This is a genomic window from Vibrio sp. KUL78 (assembly GCF_059725505.1).
The window spans coordinates 130302-147684 of record NZ_AP045837.1; the positions used below are offsets into that span (position 1 = coordinate 130302).

A 17383-nucleotide genomic window follows, 5' to 3' on the forward strand; every position below is an offset into this window, starting at 1 on the left:
ATGACGCGCACTAAGATATTTTCCTTACCTGCGACTGGTTATCGCCAGCACCGCTTTCCTCCGGTAGCGCAGCCTTCTGCGAGTGATGAACTGGCCGCAGACCTCAATTGGGATGATGCGCCAACACAAATGGATATCCAAGAGCGCTTAGAAGAAGGGTTTCAACAAGGATTGGAGCGTGGTCACCGCGAAGGCTTTAATCAGGGGGTTGAACAGGGCAAACAACAGGGCATTGCTGAGGGCCAAAAAGAGGGCTTTCAACAAGGTTTTGTTTCGGGTGAACAAACGGGTAAGCAGACGTTTGTCGATGCAGTTAAACCTGTCAACGATATCTATGTGGCATTGTCGCGGTGGCAAGAGGAAAAAGAGCAGCAACAGCGTCATATGATCTGTGAGTTAGTGCAGAAAGTGGCGCAACAAGTGATTCGAGCTGAGCTGACTCTGATGCCGCAACAAATTCTCACGCTGGTGGATGAAACGTTAGAAGCCATGCCGGGTAAATCGGAAAAGGTCACTGTGTTCCTAAACCCTCAGGACCTTGAGCGCATCACGCATATTAACCCAGAGCTTGCCGCGGGCTGGAAGCTGATGGCGAAAGCCGATTTGCCTGTGGGTGGCTGTCAGCTTGTGACTGAAGACGCCGAAGCAGACGCAAGCTGCGACTCTCGATTGGAGTCGTGCATGGACGCCGTTAAAGAGCACTTGCTCGATGAAGTGATTGCTAACGAATCCGAGGAACGCAATGTCTAATGTGTCGCCGCTGCTTAAAGATCGGGTGCTCAAAGATAGGTTGCTTAAAGATCGACTGTTTGATGCGATAGCATCACTTGATACCGTGCCCGTGGCGCGAGTGACGGGACGTTTGGTCAAGGTGAATGGCTTAATGCTACAAGCGGTCGGTTGCCGATTTAAGCTTGAGCAGCGTTGCTTGGTAGAGACCGACGAAGGCGACATGATTGAGGCTCAGGTAGTCGGCTTCGATCATAACATTGCCTACCTAATGCCAGTTCGACGTCTTGGTGGTTTGTTTGCAGGTGCCAAGGTAGTGCCACTGGATGGCGACAGCTCAGTGAATCTTGGCAATCACTGGCTGGGTCGCGTGGTTAACGGGCTAGGCGAAGCACTGGATGATGGACCTAGATTAAAAGGCGGCGAGCGTGTCTCGCTAGAGCCTAAATCGATTAACCCTTTAAAAAGACGCCCAGTGGACACACCGCTTGATGTGGGGGTGCGCGCAATCAATGGTTTACTGACCGTGGGCAAAGGGCAGCGCATCGGATTAATGGCAGGCAGTGGTGTAGGTAAAAGTGTACTCATGGGCATGATCACCCAAAACACCGAAGCCGATGTCATCGTGGTCGGTTTGATTGGCGAGCGCGGTCGAGAAGTTCGAGAGTTTATCGAGCGCAATCTGACCGAAGAGATGCGCCGCAAGGCAATCATTATCGCGGCGCCTGCCGATGAGTCACCACTGATGAGACTGCGTGCCACACTGCTGTGTCATCGTGTCGCCGAGTATTTTCGCGACAAGGGTAACGATGTACTGCTGCTGATGGATTCACTCACTCGCTATGCGATGGCGCAGCGTGAGATTGCGTTGGCTTTAGGTGAGCCACCTGCCTCAAGGGGTTATCCGCCTTCCGTGTTTAGTGTGTTGCCGCAGCTTTTGGAGCGTGCCGGTAACAGTGAACATCCAGATGGCAGTCTTACCGCTATCTACACCGTGTTAGCAGAAGGGGATGACCAACAAGACCCTGTGGTGGATTCGGCGCGGGCGATCTTGGATGGGCATGTGGTGCTGTCTCGTCAATTGGCAGAGCAAGGGCACTATCCTGCCATTGATATCAATGCTTCTATCAGTCGCTGTATGTCTGGCTGCACGCCAGAGGCGCACTCCACGATCGCAAATCAATTTAGACAGCTTTATTCGAGCTACCTTCAGGTTAAAGAACTTCTACCGCTAGGTGGCTACCAGCCGGGACAAGACCCTGAGTTAGACCGAGCGGTTGCCATGCATCCGCAGCTTAAAGGGTATTTGTTGCAAGGCGCGAATGAGGCGGTGAACTTAACCAGCAGTTTAACCGAGCTTGCTCAGCTGTTTCAGGCTCAGCAAGCGCAATAAACGATGACGTGATGCGCAAATCGTACGTCGCGAATAAGGAAGCAGTGCAATGGAAAGCAAGATCCGCGCAGTCGGTAAGATGACCCAAGTCGAGGAGCTAAGGCGCGATCAGATCGGCGCTCAGCTCGAATCCATGCGCCATCAGAGTGAGCATCTCTGTGCTCAGTTGGAAGCACTTTCAGAGCTGAAATCTCGCAACTATCAAGGGGCAACGAAAACCTGCAGTGTGGGGCTGATGAACCTTAACTTGGCGGATCAGATGCTACAAAAGATGTTGGTGCACCATCAGCAAGAGCAAGCCGTGATGGAGGCTCAGTGTCAGTCGGTACAAAAGCAGCTACAGCAAAAAGCGGCTCGCGTTCAAGGGCTTGAGCAGGTATTAGAGCGCTGGAACAAAAAGCAGAGCTATGAAAAAGCAAAGCGCGAACAAAAGCTAATAGAGGACATCATCAACGCCCGCTTCAAGCGCCGCTCCCTGTAAATATCTGGACATTTATCCAGTATAAATTACCATTAGCTTAATAACTAAGGCTGATGGCAAGTAAACAATGCAATGGATTATTGATAATCAAACCCTCCTACTTTCAATCACTTCACTTAGCACTGTGGTTGGCTTTTCTGCCGCTGCGGTGTTGCATTTTAAATCTCGTCAAATAGAAGCCTTAGCGGAACACAAAGCACAGCTCGAGACGACGGCACTTGAGCAGCAAATCGCGCGCATGCAGCAAGAGTTGTCTGATGCCAAACAAGAACTCGATGAGCTGGATGATGAGCGTGACAAGTCGGCATTTGAGCTCAAGCAAGCGCACGGCAAGGTGATGGCAGCAATGGAAAAGCTGCGCTATTTCGAGGCGGTGAAGCAAGAGCGTCAGCAGTACGCTACCGAGCTTGAGCAGGTTAAGCAGCAGCGTGCGCAATCTGAGGCGCAGTTACGCGAGCAGCTCGCCACCTATCAGCAACAACAGCGCTCTGATCAAGAGAAGCTGGAGCTGTTGCAGCAATCTGAGTTACGTCTTAAAGAGCAGTTTGAGCGCCTCGCTAATCAAGTGTTTGAAGCGAAAACCGCCAAGGTTGATGCGCAAAACCGTCAAAGCCTAGAGGGGATTTTATCCCCACTCAAAGAGCAGCTTGAGGGCTTTAAAAAGCAGGTCAACGATAGCTTTAGTCAAGAAGCAAAAGAGCGACATACGCTGGTGCATGAGCTGAAAAACCTGCAGCGTCTTAATGATCAGATGACCAAAGAAGCGATGAACCTGACGCAAGCTCTGAAAGGCGACAACAAACAACAAGGCAACTGGGGTGAGGTGGTCTTGGCGCGCGTATTGGCAGAATCGGGGCTTCGTGAAGGACACGAGTATCAAACGCAGGTGAGTCTGCAAAACGAAGCGGGTAAGCGTTATCAGCCCGATGTGATCGTTCATTTACCACAAGAGAAGCAGGTGGTGATCGATTCGAAGATGGTGTTGGTTGCCTACGAGCGCTATTTCAATGCTGAAACCGATGCCGAGCGCGATCGCGCGCTGAGTGATCACTTATTGGCGCTTCGTAACCACATTCGCGGGCTGTCGCAAAAAGATTACCATCAACTCAAGGGCATTCGCTCCCTCGATTACGTCTTGATGTTCATCCCAGTTGAGCCCGCATTCCAAGTGGCGATTCAAGCCGATCCGAGTCTGGTGAAAGAGGCAATGGAGAGCAACATTATTTTGGTTAGCCCAACCACACTGCTGGTGGCGCTGCGTACCATCGACAACCTATGGCGCAACGATAGACAAAACCAAAATGCTCAGGTGATCGCAGACAAAGCCAGCAAGCTCTACGACAAGCTGCGCCTCTTCGTGGATGACATGGAAGGTTTGGGCGGCGCATTGGATAAAGCCAACCAAAGCTACCAAGGGGCGATGAACAAGTTAGCGACGGGTCGCGGTAATGCGATTCGTCAGGCGGAAAGCTTTAAACAGCTTGGGGTTGAGGTGAAGCGCTCGATTTCTCCCTCGCTCACAGAAATTGCACAAAATGATGCTTTGGTGGAAAGACAACCAGACATGGATAAAGTAAACTGACCGTCTGCGGCGACGGAGAAGTAGCGCTGCCCAAGAGGAAGAATAATGACGGAAAGTACTGTGCAATCGAATCAAGTAAATCAACAAGACGACACCACGCACTTCGGCTTCGAAACTGTTGCGAAACAAGAAAAAGTAACGCGCGTAGCGGAAGTGTTTCACTCGGTGGCAGCAAAATACGACATCATGAACGATTTGATGTCAGGTGGTGTTCACCGCCTATGGAAGCGTTTCACTATTGATTGCAGTGGTGCACGACCAGGTCAGCGTATTCTAGACCTAGGTGGCGGTACTGGTGATTTGACCGCTAAGTTTTCTCGTATTGTTGGCGATAAAGGGCACGTAGTGCTTGCCGACATCAACAACTCAATGCTCAACGTGGGTCGCGACAAGCTGCGTGATACTGGCATTGTTGGTAACGTTCACTATGTTCAAGCTAACGCTGAAGAGCTGCCATTTCCAGACGATTACTTTGACTGCATCACAATCAGTTTCTGTCTTCGTAATGTGACGGACAAAGACAAAGCACTGCGCTCAATGTTCCGCGTACTCAAGCCTGGTGGTCGCCTATTGGTTCTGGAGTTCTCGAAGCCAATCATTGAGCCTCTTTCTAAAGTGTACGATGCGTACTCTTTCCACCTGCTACCTAAGATGGGTGAGCTAGTGGCTAATGATGCCGAGAGCTATCGCTACCTAGCCGAATCTATCCGTATGCACCCAGACCAAGACACGCTGGAAGGCATGATGCAAGACGCTGGCTTTGAGCAAACCAAATATTACAACCTTACCGGTGGTATTGTTGCCCTACACCGTGGATACAAATTCTAAGGACTGAGCCATGCCTTTTGATCCATTAGTGACGGCCGTGGTGGAAACCACCCTCAATACTCTGATTAAAGACGATGAAGCGCTGGTTAACCGCGTTGCCCGCCTAAAAGGTCAGGTGATTCAAATTCATCTGCGTGAATTCAATAAATCGCTCACCTTTGTGTTTAGCAATCAGCTTGATGTGCTGGCTAACTATGAGGGTGAACCCGACTGTTTCTTGTCGCTCAATTTGTCGGTTCTGCCTGAGCTCAAAGAGCAAGCTAATATCACCAAACTTATCAAGCAAGATAAGCTTGAGCTTGAGGGTGATATTCAGTTGGCGCAAAAGTTTTCGGCGCTGCTTACCGATTGTAAGCCAGACATTGAAGAGTGGATGTCCCGCGTGACGGGCGATGTTGTCGCTCATACGGCAGTACAAGGTGCTAAAAACCTGTTTGGCTTTTTTACTTCGCAAGCTGCCAAGCATCAAGACCACTTTGGCCAAGTGCTGACAGAAGAGTGGAGAATTGCTCCGCCACCGCTTGCCATCGCAGCGTTTTGTGACGATGTGGATGATGTGCGTAGCCAAACTGAGCGACTGAATGCCCGTTTGGACGCTTTGCTGGCGTCGGTCGATGACCAACCAGACTCGGAGCGTGTATGACCCCGAGTGAAATAAAGCGCCTCTATCATATCGTCAAGGTTCAGCTCGAGTATGGTCTTGATGAGTTGATGCCAACTCATCAGTTAACCAAAGCGCCCCTATTAGCAAGACGCTCACTGTTTTGGATGAAGAATCAACATCCAGACAAACCGCTTGGTGAGAGGCTTCGTCTTGCATTGCAAGAACTTGGTCCGGTATGGATCAAGTTTGGTCAAATGATGTCAACGCGCCGCGACCTGTTTCCTCCCCATATCGCTGACCAACTAGCGCTGCTGCAAGACCAAGTGTCACCGTTTGACGGTGAGTTGGCTAAAACGCAAATGGAGAAGGCGCTCGGTGGTCCAATTGAAAACTGGTTTGATGATTTTGACACCGAGCCATTAGCATCGGCATCCATCGCGCAGGTTCATACCGCCAAACTCAAAGAGACAGGGCAGGAGGTGGTGCTCAAGGTGATACGCCCTGATATCCGTCCCGTTATCGATGCCGATCTGAAGCTGATGTATCGCATGGCTCGCATTGTTTCTAAAGCCTTACCTGATGCTCGCCGGCTCAAACCTGTCGAGGTGGTTCGTGAGTACGAAAAAACGCTATTAGATGAGCTAGATCTGAGACGCGAAGCGGCAAATGCGATTCAATTGCGCCGCAACTTCGAAGGCAGTGAAGAGCTGTACGTTCCAGAAGTGCTTCCTGACTTTAGCAGTGAGACCCTGATGGTGTCGGAACGCATCTATGGCATTCAGGTATCGGATATTCCGACTCTGGAAGCGAATGGCACCAACATGAAGCTGTTAGCTGAGCGTGGTGTGAGCGTTTTCTTCACCCAGGTATTTCGCGATAGCTTCTTCCATGCGGATATGCACCCTGGCAATGTATTTGTTAGCTACGAGCATCCTGAAAACCCGCTATGGATTGGTCTTGATTGCGGTATCGTCGGCACGCTCAACAGCGAAGATAAACGCTATTTAGCAGAAAACTTTTTGGCGTTCTTCAACCGAGACTATCGCAAAGTTGCCGAGCTGCACGTTGACTCAGGCTGGGTACCAATGGATACCAATGTCGATGAGTTTGAGTTTGCCATTCGTATGGTGTGTGAGCCGATCTTCGCTAAGCCTTTGTGCGAAATTTCCTTTGGTCATGTGTTATTGAACCTGTTCAATACGGCACGTCGATTCAATATGGAAGTGCAGCCGCAGTTGGTGTTGTTGCAGAAAACTTTGCTGTATGTAGAGGGTTTAGGCAGACAACTCTATCCGCAACTAGACTTATGGGAGACAGCGAAACCGTTTCTCGAGAACTGGATGGCGAATCAAGTGGGACCGCAAGCCGTCATTAATGGTATCAAAGAACGCGCGCCGTTTTGGGCAGAAAAATTGCCTGAGCTTCCAGAGTTGCTGTACGATAGCCTCAAACAAGGTAAGGCTATGAATCAGCGCATGGATAGTTTGTATCAAGGATACCGTGAAACAAAACGGCAACATGGTACAGGTAAATTTTTGTTTGGCGTTGGTGCAACTTTAATCGTATGCTCCGCCATACTGCTGGATAGCTCTTATCACCAGTTGTCTGTTGCATCAGGCGTTGGCGGTATCACATTTTGGCTGTTAAGTTGGCGTACTTACAGACGTTAAGCGATAAACTCGCATTAAATCATAAATTTGTTAATCAAGACCCGAGGTAGAAAGAATGGGCGGTATTAGTATTTGGCAACTTCTTATCATTGCAGTAATCGTTATTCTGCTGTTTGGAACGAAAAAACTGCGTGGCATTGGCGGCGACCTAGGTGGGGCAGTCAAGGGCTTTAAGAAAGCAATGAGCGAAGATGAGCCGACGGCAAAATCTGACAAAAAAGATGCAGATTTTGAACCTAAGAACATTGAGCAACAAAAGACAGACGCTTCTACTGAAACAAAGAAAGACAAAGAGCAGGCATAATTCGTGTTTGATATCGGTTTTTGGGAACTGGTACTCATCTCTGTGGTTGGCTTAGTGGTTCTGGGACCAGAGCGCTTGCCGACTGCTATCCGAAGTGTTTCTCGTTTTATCAGCTCTGCGAAGGCGATGGCAAATAATGTCAAAGATGAGCTTTCGCATGAACTTAAAGTCCAAGAGCTTCAAGAGAATCTGCGAAAAGCTGAGAAAATGGGCATGGAAGACCTTTCGCCTGAGCTTAAAAGTTCGGTAGAAGAATTGAAGCAGGCTGCACAAGACGTGACGCGTCCTTACGCGACCGATAAGTCGAAAGCCACTGACTCTGAGCCGAGTCCGCAAGTGACAGAGAGCTCAGAGACGATGAAACCTGCTGAGAGTGAGTCTCCAGAGAAAGATCTGAATAAGGGCTGATTATCAGCCCTTGTCTATTTGTATATCGAAAGTGATCGCGCTGGTGGTCACTTATTTTATTCGAGGTTTTCATGCCGTCCGTCGAACAGACACAGCCTTTGATTAGTCATCTGCTAGAGCTAAGAAACCGACTCCTGCGCGCGATTGTTGCGGTGTTAGTGGTATTTTTGGCTCTGGTGTACTTCTCTGGCGATATTTATGATTTTGTTTCCAAGCCGCTAGTAGAGAGGCTACCAGAGGGAGCGACAATGATCGCAACCGACGTAGCATCGCCTTTCTTTACCCCTCTTAAACTGACGTTGATCGCATCAGTCTTCGTTGCGGTACCGTTTATTTTGTATCAGGTGTGGGCATTTGTTGCGCCAGGCTTATACAAGCACGAGAAAAGGTTGGTCATGCCGCTGATGTTCTCGAGCTCTTTGCTTTTTTATTGCGGTGTTGCCTTTGCGTACTTTGTGGTATTCCCACTGGTGTTTGGCTTTTTCACGGCAATATCGTTAGGCGGAGTTGAGTTTGCAACGGATATATCCAGTTACCTAGACTTTGTTTTAGCGCTGTTTTTAGCGTTTGGTATTGCCTTTGAGGTACCTGTAGCCATTATCCTGCTGTGCTGGACAGGTGCGACAGATGTCGACAGCCTGAAGCAAAAGCGTCCTTACATTGTCGTGGGGGCGTTTGTTGTGGGTATGCTATTGACCCCTCCTGATCTTATTTCTCAGACCTTGCTAGCGATTCCGATGTGCTTGCTGTTTGAGGTGGGCTTGTTCTTTGCGCGTTTCTACACACGAAAAGAAGAAGTCGACGAGGAAGAAGAGTAGTGTCATCAATTTGATGAGATAAAAAATAGCGGCTTTGGCCGCTATTTTTGTATGTGTGCTTGAGAGATAGGAGGTTATCGAATCTTGAGGACGTATCCGCATTCTGAGCAGACATAGATTTCTTTAATACCCATGAGCTTTTGCCAAAATGTGCGATGTTGGCGTTGCAGCATATTTCCGTGCTGGCACATACCGGACCTCCGTGATAGAAAATGCGTGAACCGTGCCACATATCATTTACTACTAGTGGCATATAAATCTGGTGCATATTCTATGTTAACTGGTGGTCGGTAAGCGACTAGTAAATCAGATCAAACTCACATAATGGGTAACGAAACCTGCAAAATCACAATGAAAACAGTGATTTTGCATTGTTTGTTGTTATCTCTGCCACTTCTTTAGTACTGATGCCTCGTACGTCAGCAATACGGTTTAGCACTAACTCGGTGTAAGCGGGCTCGTTGCGTTTTCCGCGATGAGGCACTGGAGCGAGATAAGGGCAATCAGTTTCAAGGATAACCTTGGTCATATCGAGCTCTGGAATCACCTTGTCCATGCCTGAGTTTTTAAAGGTCGACACGCCTCCAAGCCCAAGGTGAAAACCTAACTCATTGATAGCTTTAGCCTCTTCGGTATTGCCTCCAAAACAGTGGAAAACACCGCGTAGGTCGCCATTTTGTTCAGTCTTGAGTAAGGCCAACGTTTCTTCAATGGAGTCACGGGTATGGATCACGACAGGTAACGCCATCTCTTTCGCCCAATTAAGCTGGGTGACAAACGCGCGTTCTTGCTCTTTGCGATAGGTTTTATCCCAGTACAGGTCGATACCAATTTCACCCACTGCGATAAAGTTATGCTTATCGAACCAAGAGTGAATGGTGTTGAGTGTCGCATCGACGTTGGTATCGACATAGCACGGGTGCAATCCCATCATTGAACGGCAGATCTCAGGGTAAGCTGCTTCTGTTGCCAACATAGGCTCTATTGATTCAAGATCGATGTTTGGCAGCAATATGTGCTCGATGCCAACCGCTATTGCTCGTTTGACCACATCGTCGCGATCTTGGTCGAATTCGGTGGCGTAAATATGGGCGTGTGTATCTATCATGACAAGCTACATTCGGTGAGTAATACGCTAAGTATATCGTTTGTGGTTTAGCATTTTCCAATTTTACTACTAGCATGAACAAGCCAGAGTGATATGCTTGATTTTCGCATTTTTCCAGACAAGGAGAGAAAGGTGTCTGTATCGATTCAAGGTCAATTCCCAGCGCGCCGTATGCGCCGTATGCGCAAACATGATTTCAGCCGACGTTTGATGGCAGAGAACAAGGTATCTGTGGATGATTTGATCTATCCAATGTTCATTCTTATGGGTAAAAACCGTCGTGAAACGGTGGAATCTATGCCTGGTATTGAACGTCTTTCTATTGATTTGATGCTAGAGGAAGCCGAGTACCTAGCAAAACTGGGCGTGCCTGCGATTGCGCTGTTCCCAGTGGTGAATCAGGATGCGAAAAGCATCTGTGCAGCAGAGGCCTATAACCCAGAAGGTCTCGTTCAACGAGCTGTGCGCTCTTTGAAGGAAAATGTTCCGCAAATGGGAGTGATTACCGATGTGGCGTTGGACCCATTCACGACACACGGACAAGATGGCATTATTGATGAAGATGGTTACGTACAAAATGACGAGACAACCGAAGTCTTGATCAAACAAGCCTTATCTCATGCTGAGGCTGGTGCAGACGTTGTGGCGCCATCAGATATGATGGATGGTCGTATTGGCCGTATCCGTGAGGCTCTGGAAGCAGCCGGGCATGTTCATACTCAGATCATGGCGTATTCAGCTAAGTATGCGTCAAACTATTATGGTCCTTTCCGTGATGCAGTCGGTTCGGCATCGAACCTAAAAGGTGGTAACAAGAAGAACTACCAGATGGACCCTGCGAACAGCGATGAAGCTCTACACGAAGTGGCGATGGACATCAATGAAGGTGCCGACATGGTTATGGTGAAGCCGGGTATGCCTTACCTTGATATCGTTCGCCGTGTTAAGAGTGAGTTGCAGGTGCCGACGTTTGCTTACCAAGTATCAGGTGAGTACGCGATGCACAAAGCCGCTATTCAGAATGGTTGGCTAAAAGAGCGTGAAACTGTGCTTGAGTCTCTGCTTTGTTTCAAACGAGCAGGCGCCGATGGTATTTTGACGTATTTTGCGAAAGACGTGGCGGAGTGGTTGTCGCAAGATGACGATGAAGCCTAGTCAAATAAACGCTGAGAGAGCCGACGTATCGTCGGCTTTTTTGTGCGCGAAATTTGTCTTCTAAAATAAATGAGAAAAATTCTCAATTAGTGGTTGACGCAATAAATGAGAATGATTACTATTAACTCGTCCTAAGGGAAAAGGTTAAGCAAACGGAACCCATCGGGTGTCGACCTCTTGCGAAACTCAATTCTTTTTGACACGACATTGCTCACATTGCTTCCAGTGTATTTATAGCTTTTTGGTTGGTTAGCTGTACTCGATAATCGAGATAACCTCCTCCTATTATTGCTAGGCGACACCTTAGGTGTCGCTTTTTTTCTATCTACAGTTTGAGGATTAATTGGTCACTCTGACTAGAATATAATCCTAAAGCCCAGTTCAATCGCAAAATTAGGTTTTCCACATTGCATGATCCGGCAAGGATCAAGTAAAAGCGCGTAGATCTAATATTTATTTGTTTATTTACAGTGTGTTACGAGTATTTTTTGTTGCTTCTGTATAACTTTATCTTTTAATAAAACAAACCTATAAACAGATTTATCCACAGGCTGGGCTGGAAATCGATTGCCTGACAAGGTGCAACTGTCTATATAGACAGTGAAAGGTCGTAGCATCGTTGTGCTAGTCGTGGCATTCTTATGGATCACTACCCAAAATTTTGGACGACTAAACATGGCGCAAATACCAGACAACCCACTGATTCTTATCGATGGTTCTTCTTATCTTTACCGAGCTTTTCATGCTTATCCAGAAACGATGAGTAACGGCGAAATCCCAACTAATGCGGTATATGGTGTTGTTAACATGCTGCGAAGCATGATGCGTCAGTTTGCCTCCGACCGTATCGCGGTTGTGTTTGATGCCAAGGGCAAAACATTCCGTGACGATATGTACCCAGAGTACAAGGCAAACCGTCCACCAATGCCCGACGACCTTCGTTGTCAGATTGAACCTCTGCATAACGTGATTCGTGCAATGGGTCTGCCATTGATTTGTGTGCCTGGAGTAGAAGCCGATGATGTGATCGGTACGCTCGCACATGAAGCCTCAAAAGCAGGCATGCCAGTGCTAATTAGTACGGGTGATAAAGATATGGCTCAGCTAGTTGACGATAATGTCACCCTGATTAACACCATGACCAATGTTGTTATGGACCGAGAAGGCGTGGTGGAGAAGTTTGGGATTCCACCTGAGCTTATCATCGACTATCTGGCATTAATGGGTGATAAAGTCGACAATATCCCTGGTGTACCGGGTGTTGGTGATAAAACAGCAACAGCACTATTGCAGGGCATCGGTGGCATTAAAGACCTTTACGATAGACTCGATGACATCGCTCCTCTTGGCTTCCGTGGTTCAAAAACCATGGCGAAGAAGCTTACCGAGAACAAAGAAAACGCATTGCTGTCGTATGACTTAGCGACCATCAAACTGGATGTTGAGCTTGATTGCACTCATGACTCACTAGTGAAAGAGAAACCAAACGTCGATGAGCTGACTAAGCTTTATGGTCAATTGACGTTCAAATCTTGGCTAAATGAGCTACTTGAAGGCGGCACTGGTGAAGTGCAAGCGGTTGAGAGCGCAGCAAAGCGTACCTCAGGTAATGATGATGCCCCTACGATGGACACGTCAGCGGTCAAGATTGATCGTAGCCAATACGAGACTATCCTAACAGAAGAAAGCTTTAACGCTTGGCTTGAAAAGCTAAAGTCGGCAGAGGTCATTGCATTTGATACCGAGACGGATAGCTTAGATTACATGGTCGCTAACCTTGTCGGTTTGTCTTTTGCTACCGAAGAGGGTGTAGCGGCATACTTGCCAGTCGCTCACGACTATATGGGGGCGCCAGAGCAGCTTGATCGAGCTTGGGTATTGGAGCAGCTTAAGCCACTACTTGAAGATGAAAACGTTGTTAAAGTCGGACAAAACCTTAAATATGATGCCAGTGTGATTGCACGTTATGGTATCGAGCTTAAAGGCATCAAGTACGACACCATGTTGGCATCTTACGTTTACAACAGTGTTGGTGGAAAACACGATATGGACAGCTTAGCGTTGCGCTTTTTGCAACACAGCTGTATCTCGTTTGAGCAGATTGCTGGTAAAGGTAAATCACAACTCACTTTCAACCAAATTGAGATGGACCAAGCGTCTCCTTATGCAGCGGAAGATGCTGATGTGACTCTGCGTCTGCATCAACGCATTAATGCGGAGTTGGAAAAGAACGAAGCACTCAATCGCGTTTATCAAGAGATTGAAGTTCCACTTGTACCTGTACTGTCTCGCATTGAGAGAACAGGTGTGCTCATCGATGACATGTTGCTAGGCGCTCAGTCGCAAGAAATCGCAGCGCGTCTTGATGAACTTGAACAAAAAGCCTTTGAGATTGCGGGCGAAGAATTCAACCTAAGCTCTCCGAAGCAGCTACAGGCCATCTTCTTCGAAAAAATGGGTCTGCCTGTATTGAAGAAAACACCATCGGGTGCCCCATCGACTAACGAAGAAGTACTGCAAGAACTCGCACTGGATTACCCGCTACCTAAGCTTATCCTCGAGTACCGTGGTCTAGCGAAGCTGAAGTCGACTTACACAGATAAACTACCGAAGATGATCAACCCAGAAACGGGTCGCGTTCATACGTCGTATCACCAAGCGGTAACGGCGACGGGGCGTCTATCATCTACCGATCCAAACCTGCAGAACATTCCAATCCGTAACGAAGAAGGCCGTCGTATTCGTCAGGCATTCGTCGCTCCGCATGGTTGGAAGATCTTGGCCGTCGATTACTCTCAGATTGAACTTCGAATCATGGCCCACCTGTCAGGTGATAAAGCGCTACTGGAAGCCTTCCAGCAAGGCAAAGACATTCACGCTGCAACGGCAGCTGAGATCATTGGTGTCGACATTGAGCAAGTAACGAGTGAGCAGCGTCGCCGAGCGAAAGCGGTGAACTTTGGTTTGATCTACGGCATGAGCGCATTTGGTCTGTCTAAGCAGTTAGGCATTCCTCGTGGTGAAGCTCAGCAGTATATGGATACGTATTTTGAGCGTTATCCGGGTGTGATGCAGTACATGGAAGATACCCGTGCACTTGCGACCGAGAAGGGCTACGTCGAAACGATCTATGGCCGTCGTCTACACCTACCTGAGATTAAGTCTCGAAATGGCATGCGTCGCAAAGCGGCAGAGCGAGCGGCTATCAATGCGCCGATGCAGGGAACGGCCGCAGACATCATTAAAAAAGCGATGCTGTTGGTGGACGAGTGGATTCAGGCAGAAGGTGACGGCAAGGTTAAGCTTCTGATGCAGGTTCACGATGAACTGGTATTTGAAGTCGAATCGTCATCTTTAAGCGAAATTGAAAGTAAAATACAAAAATTGATGGAATCTGCAGCAGAACTAGACGTACCGCTTGTTGCTGAAGCTGGTCACGGAGAGAACTGGGACGAGGCGCATTAGTCATAATTTGAGCTAAATGACCAAATTAACATGAGCCAGCGCACACTCGCTGGCTTTTTTTTGCCGATAAAAAAGTTTATGCATCTAAAAGACTTATGTCTGTTAACAAAAATGTCATGAAAAAAAACTACAAAAATAGTTTCATTTTCTGATCAGTTGTTGTACATTAGAACGCGTAGGGTACAGAGGTAAGATGTTCTATCTTTCAGACCTTTTGTTTCACGTTATTGGATTAGGCTGATTCAGCCGCCCCAGTCAGTATTTGACTGGGGCGTTTTTTTCTTGTGGCAAAGAAAATTTCCAAACGTCCTTAATTCCTCTCAAAGACGTCCCGTCATTACGAAATATCACAACACCATTCTGTAATTAAACGACCTTCACACTTTGTATAATTCTCAGGTTGAATCAAGCGTAGCCGCGGTTAGGTGTAATGAATCCTAATGCTATGAAAAATAAGAAATAGTTTGAATTACATGTGGGAAGATGTCGTTGGTAGAGAGAAGTCTAGCTCACACTTTGCGTGGTAGGCGATTGCATTGTTTGCAGGCTTCGTAGATGCTTTGGACAAACAATAATACTAAATCTTCTCTCTCCCATTGCCCTGCCAGGATGGCGGGGCGTTTTGTTTCTAAGGAAGGCCTCTGTTCAGCTCTTTAAGACGCTGAATTAGCAGTGAGTTACTCCTCGCTATCACCTTCTTCAAGTTGTTCTAAATGCGCAAAAGCAGGTGCAAACCATGTGTCCAGTTTGTTGCGTAGTTGGTCAACACCAATGCCTTTCAAAGATGAAAACGCATCAACTTGCACGTCGCCACCAAACGCCAAAGATGCTTCACGAATCTTCAATACTTGTGCTTTACGTGCGCCACTTTTTAGCTTGTCAGCTTTAGTTAGTAGCACTTGTACAGGGATACCCGATTCAACGGCCCACTGGATCAATTGTTGATCGAGATCTTTCATTGGGTGACGAATATCCATCAGAACCACCACGCCTTTTAAGCACTGGCGCTTCTGTAGGTATTCACCTAGTGACTTCTGCCACTTCTTTTTCATCTCAAGAGGTACTTGAGCAAAGCCGTATCCAGGAAGATCGACGATATGACAGCCTTCATCAACTTTGAAAAGGTTAATAAGCTGCGTACGACCTGGCGTTTTACTGGTTTTTGCCAGGGCTCTTTGGTTAGTTAGTCGGTTCAGTGAACTGGATTTACCAGCATTGGAGCGTCCTGCAAACGCAATTTCGATCCCTTCATCCTCTGGCAAGTGACGAATATCGGGTGCACTTGTTATGAAATGCGTGTTTTGATAATGAATTTTTACGCTCACTGTTAACTCCATCTCGACTTTGTGTAGTCGATTGATTACTTTTTTGTGAAATTGTGTAAAATAACCGTGCTCGGCATATGGCCACACATTGTACCATGATCGGTATTAATTGCCCGCGTTACCTTATTTTGTCCCTTTGACACCAATCTGTAGGGTTTTGCGAGGCGTATAGTGGTACTGGAAGCTTGATAATTATAATGGAATGTCATGAAAAAATTAGCGCTAATCTTGAGTCTTGTAGTCAGCTGCTCAGTATGGGCCCAAGGCGATATTGAAGCTGGTAAAGCAAAATCCCAAACGTGTGTAGCGTGTCATGGAGCAGACGGTAACAGTCAGCTAACGATGTACCCAAGCATCGCAGGACAGCACGCAAACTACATTGAAAAACAACTGAAAGATCTAAAGCTTGGTATGACAAGCAATGGCAAGCAAGGTCGCTATGATCCTGTGATGAGTGGCATGGCTATGCCTCTATCTGAGCAAGATATGGCGGATTTGGCTGCCTACTATGCTTCTATGCCAATCGCTCCAAACAGCACGCCTGAGAACGTTGTAGATCAGGGCAAGGTACTGTACATGGCTGGTGACGCAGAACGTGGTATTACAGCGTGTATTGCATGTCACGGCCCGCGTGGTAACGGTACAGAGCTGTCTGGCTTCCCTAAAATTTCAGGGCAGCACGCAGAATACGTGAAGTCGCAGCTAGAAAAATTCCGCAGTGGCGACCGAGCGAACGATATGAACGCTATGATGCGTGATATCGCTAAGAAACTTAACGATGAAGACATCGACACACTGTCAAAATACGTCGGCGGCCTTCACTAATAACAATCCACGTTGCATAACTTAGCAGCCCAAAATAGTTTCTCTAACGCCAAACCGAGCAAGCAATGCCTCTTCTTCTGAAGGGGCATTGTCGTTTTTGGTGATGTGGCTCTCATCGCTCTTCAAGTAAGTAAGGTGAGACATTGGCGAGTTGCCTAAGCGCATTGTGAGACATTTGCCATACTTGCGATCACAAATTACCCTTAACCTAGCTCTAACTATATGAAAATAAATATTTTTAACTATTTCCATTTGTAAGTGACTAGAAAAAGTCTAAACCTTGGTTGTTTTCAATCGAGGCTAGGGTAAATTGTTCCTTGTCGACAGGATGACGACACAAGGATTTCAGACCAAGATGGTCTTCAAGGAAGTTTGGTAAGGGTTGCCAATAAAATTAAAAGGATGTCGTTCGCACTAGGAGTGTGGGCAGATAAGGATGGTCAACTATTCTCAGGACGAGAAAACAAACGGACAGGGTTTAGGAAGAACTCGAGCAAATGGTTTTGCTAGGGAACGTGAAAACGCATCAGGATGATGACAAACAAGAATTAGCAGTGGAAGCACAAATAACAAATGGATATTTGTGAGGCGTTCAACGAATGCCAACAGTTTCACCCCTATGGTGATGGAAAGCGACAGGTCAGCCTGTCGCTTTTTTTACGTCTCGAAGTTGCTATTAAATGATAAT

The 17383-nt window shown here is 47.4% G+C and carries 17 protein-coding genes; 14 read left to right on the forward strand and 3 right to left on the reverse strand.

Features of this window, described 5'->3' with window-relative positions; translation table 11 throughout:
* The 10 genes from fliH to tatC all read left to right on the forward strand — a co-directional run bounded on the left by fliH (window position 1) and on the right by tatC (window position 8817).
* A complete protein-coding gene (fliH, locus tag AC6I8Y_RS00635; protein WP_498020629.1) occupies window positions 1-750 on the forward strand; it encodes a flagellar assembly protein FliH in 750 nt (249 codons plus the stop codon).
* A complete protein-coding gene (fliI, locus tag AC6I8Y_RS00640; RefSeq protein ID WP_234494764.1) occupies window positions 743-2122 on the forward strand; it encodes a flagellar protein export ATPase FliI in 1380 nt (459 codons plus the stop codon). Before fliH ends, fliI begins: the two co-directional genes overlap by 8 nt.
* Window positions 2123-2171: 49 nt before the next feature.
* Window positions 2172-2603, forward strand: coding sequence for a flagellar export protein FliJ (gene fliJ, locus AC6I8Y_RS00645; protein ID WP_252013039.1), 432 nt, complete (start codon window positions 2172-2174; stop codon window positions 2601-2603).
* 67 nt (window positions 2604-2670) lie between these two features.
* On the forward strand, window positions 2671-4185 hold the full coding sequence (gene rmuC, locus AC6I8Y_RS00650) for a DNA recombination protein RmuC (protein ID WP_252013040.1): 1515 nt from the start codon (window positions 2671-2673) through the stop codon (window positions 4183-4185).
* A gap of 45 nt (window positions 4186-4230) precedes the next feature.
* Entirely contained in the window at window positions 4231-5013 is a 783-nt protein-coding gene (gene ubiE / locus AC6I8Y_RS00655; protein WP_042477886.1) for a bifunctional demethylmenaquinone methyltransferase/2-methoxy-6-polyprenyl-1,4-benzoquinol methylase UbiE, read from the forward strand.
* A gap of 10 nt (window positions 5014-5023) precedes the next feature.
* Entirely contained in the window at window positions 5024-5656 is a 633-nt protein-coding gene (locus AC6I8Y_RS00660) for a ubiquinone biosynthesis accessory factor UbiJ (protein ID WP_394153828.1), read from the forward strand.
* A complete protein-coding gene (gene ubiB / locus AC6I8Y_RS00665; protein ID WP_498020630.1) occupies window positions 5653-7287 on the forward strand; it encodes a ubiquinone biosynthesis regulatory protein kinase UbiB in 1635 nt (544 codons plus the stop codon). Before AC6I8Y_RS00660 ends, ubiB begins: the two co-directional genes overlap by 4 nt.
* Before the next feature lie 55 nt (window positions 7288-7342).
* Complete coding sequence (tatA, locus tag AC6I8Y_RS00670) at window positions 7343-7591, forward strand: Sec-independent protein translocase subunit TatA (protein WP_042477892.1); 249 nt, start codon at window positions 7343-7345, stop codon at window positions 7589-7591.
* A 3-nt stretch (window positions 7592-7594) separates the two neighbouring features.
* The gene (gene tatB / locus AC6I8Y_RS00675) at window positions 7595-7999 is read left to right on the forward strand and encodes a Sec-independent protein translocase protein TatB (RefSeq protein WP_252013043.1); all 405 of its coding nucleotides are present in this window, start codon (window positions 7595-7597) and stop codon (window positions 7997-7999) included.
* Window positions 8000-8070: 71 nt separating this feature from the next.
* A complete protein-coding gene (gene tatC, locus AC6I8Y_RS00680; protein ID WP_252013044.1) occupies window positions 8071-8817 on the forward strand; it encodes a twin-arginine translocase subunit TatC in 747 nt (248 codons plus the stop codon).
* 346 nt (window positions 8818-9163) lie between these two features.
* Here the strand turns inward: tatC and AC6I8Y_RS00685 are convergent, their stop codons facing one another.
* The gene (locus AC6I8Y_RS00685; RefSeq protein WP_498020631.1) at window positions 9164-9925 is read right to left on the reverse strand and encodes a TatD family hydrolase; all 762 of its coding nucleotides are present in this window, start codon (window positions 9923-9925) and stop codon (window positions 9164-9166) included.
* Window positions 9926-10057: 132 nt separating this feature from the next.
* On the opposite strand from AC6I8Y_RS00685, the gene hemB reads away from it, so the two are divergent.
* From hemB to spfP, 3 genes are all read left to right on the forward strand, one after another.
* Window positions 10058-11080, forward strand: a complete 1023-nt coding sequence (gene hemB / locus AC6I8Y_RS00690; protein ID WP_234494753.1) for a porphobilinogen synthase — start codon at window positions 10058-10060, stop codon at window positions 11078-11080.
* 675 nt (window positions 11081-11755) lie between these two features.
* Complete coding sequence (gene polA, locus AC6I8Y_RS00695) at window positions 11756-14545, forward strand: DNA polymerase I (RefSeq protein WP_498020632.1); 2790 nt, start codon at window positions 11756-11758, stop codon at window positions 14543-14545.
* A 193-nt stretch (window positions 14546-14738) separates the two neighbouring features.
* Window positions 14739-14786 (forward strand): small protein SpfP, encoded by a 48-nt coding sequence (gene spfP / locus AC6I8Y_RS00700; RefSeq protein ID WP_438356636.1) that lies wholly within the window; start codon window positions 14739-14741, stop codon window positions 14784-14786.
* A 436-nt stretch (window positions 14787-15222) separates the two neighbouring features.
* Here the strand turns inward: spfP and yihA are convergent, their stop codons facing one another.
* Window positions 15223-15882 (reverse strand): ribosome biogenesis GTP-binding protein YihA/YsxC, encoded by a 660-nt coding sequence (gene yihA / locus AC6I8Y_RS00705; RefSeq protein WP_197058828.1) that lies wholly within the window; start codon window positions 15880-15882, stop codon window positions 15223-15225.
* Window positions 15883-16077: 195 nt separating this feature from the next.
* Here yihA and AC6I8Y_RS00710 point away from each other — a divergent pair, with 195 nt between their 5' ends.
* Window positions 16078-16695 carry a c-type cytochrome gene (locus AC6I8Y_RS00710; protein WP_252013047.1) on the forward strand — a complete coding sequence of 206 codons (618 nt, stop codon included), beginning with the start codon at window positions 16078-16080 and terminating at the stop codon, window positions 16693-16695.
* Window positions 16696-16716: 21 nt separating this feature from the next.
* Here the strand turns inward: AC6I8Y_RS00710 and AC6I8Y_RS00715 are convergent, their stop codons facing one another.
* A complete protein-coding gene (locus AC6I8Y_RS00715) occupies window positions 16717-16839 on the reverse strand; it encodes a hypothetical protein (RefSeq protein WP_394153819.1) in 123 nt (40 codons plus the stop codon).
* Between the last annotated feature and the right edge of the window lie 544 nt (window positions 16840-17383).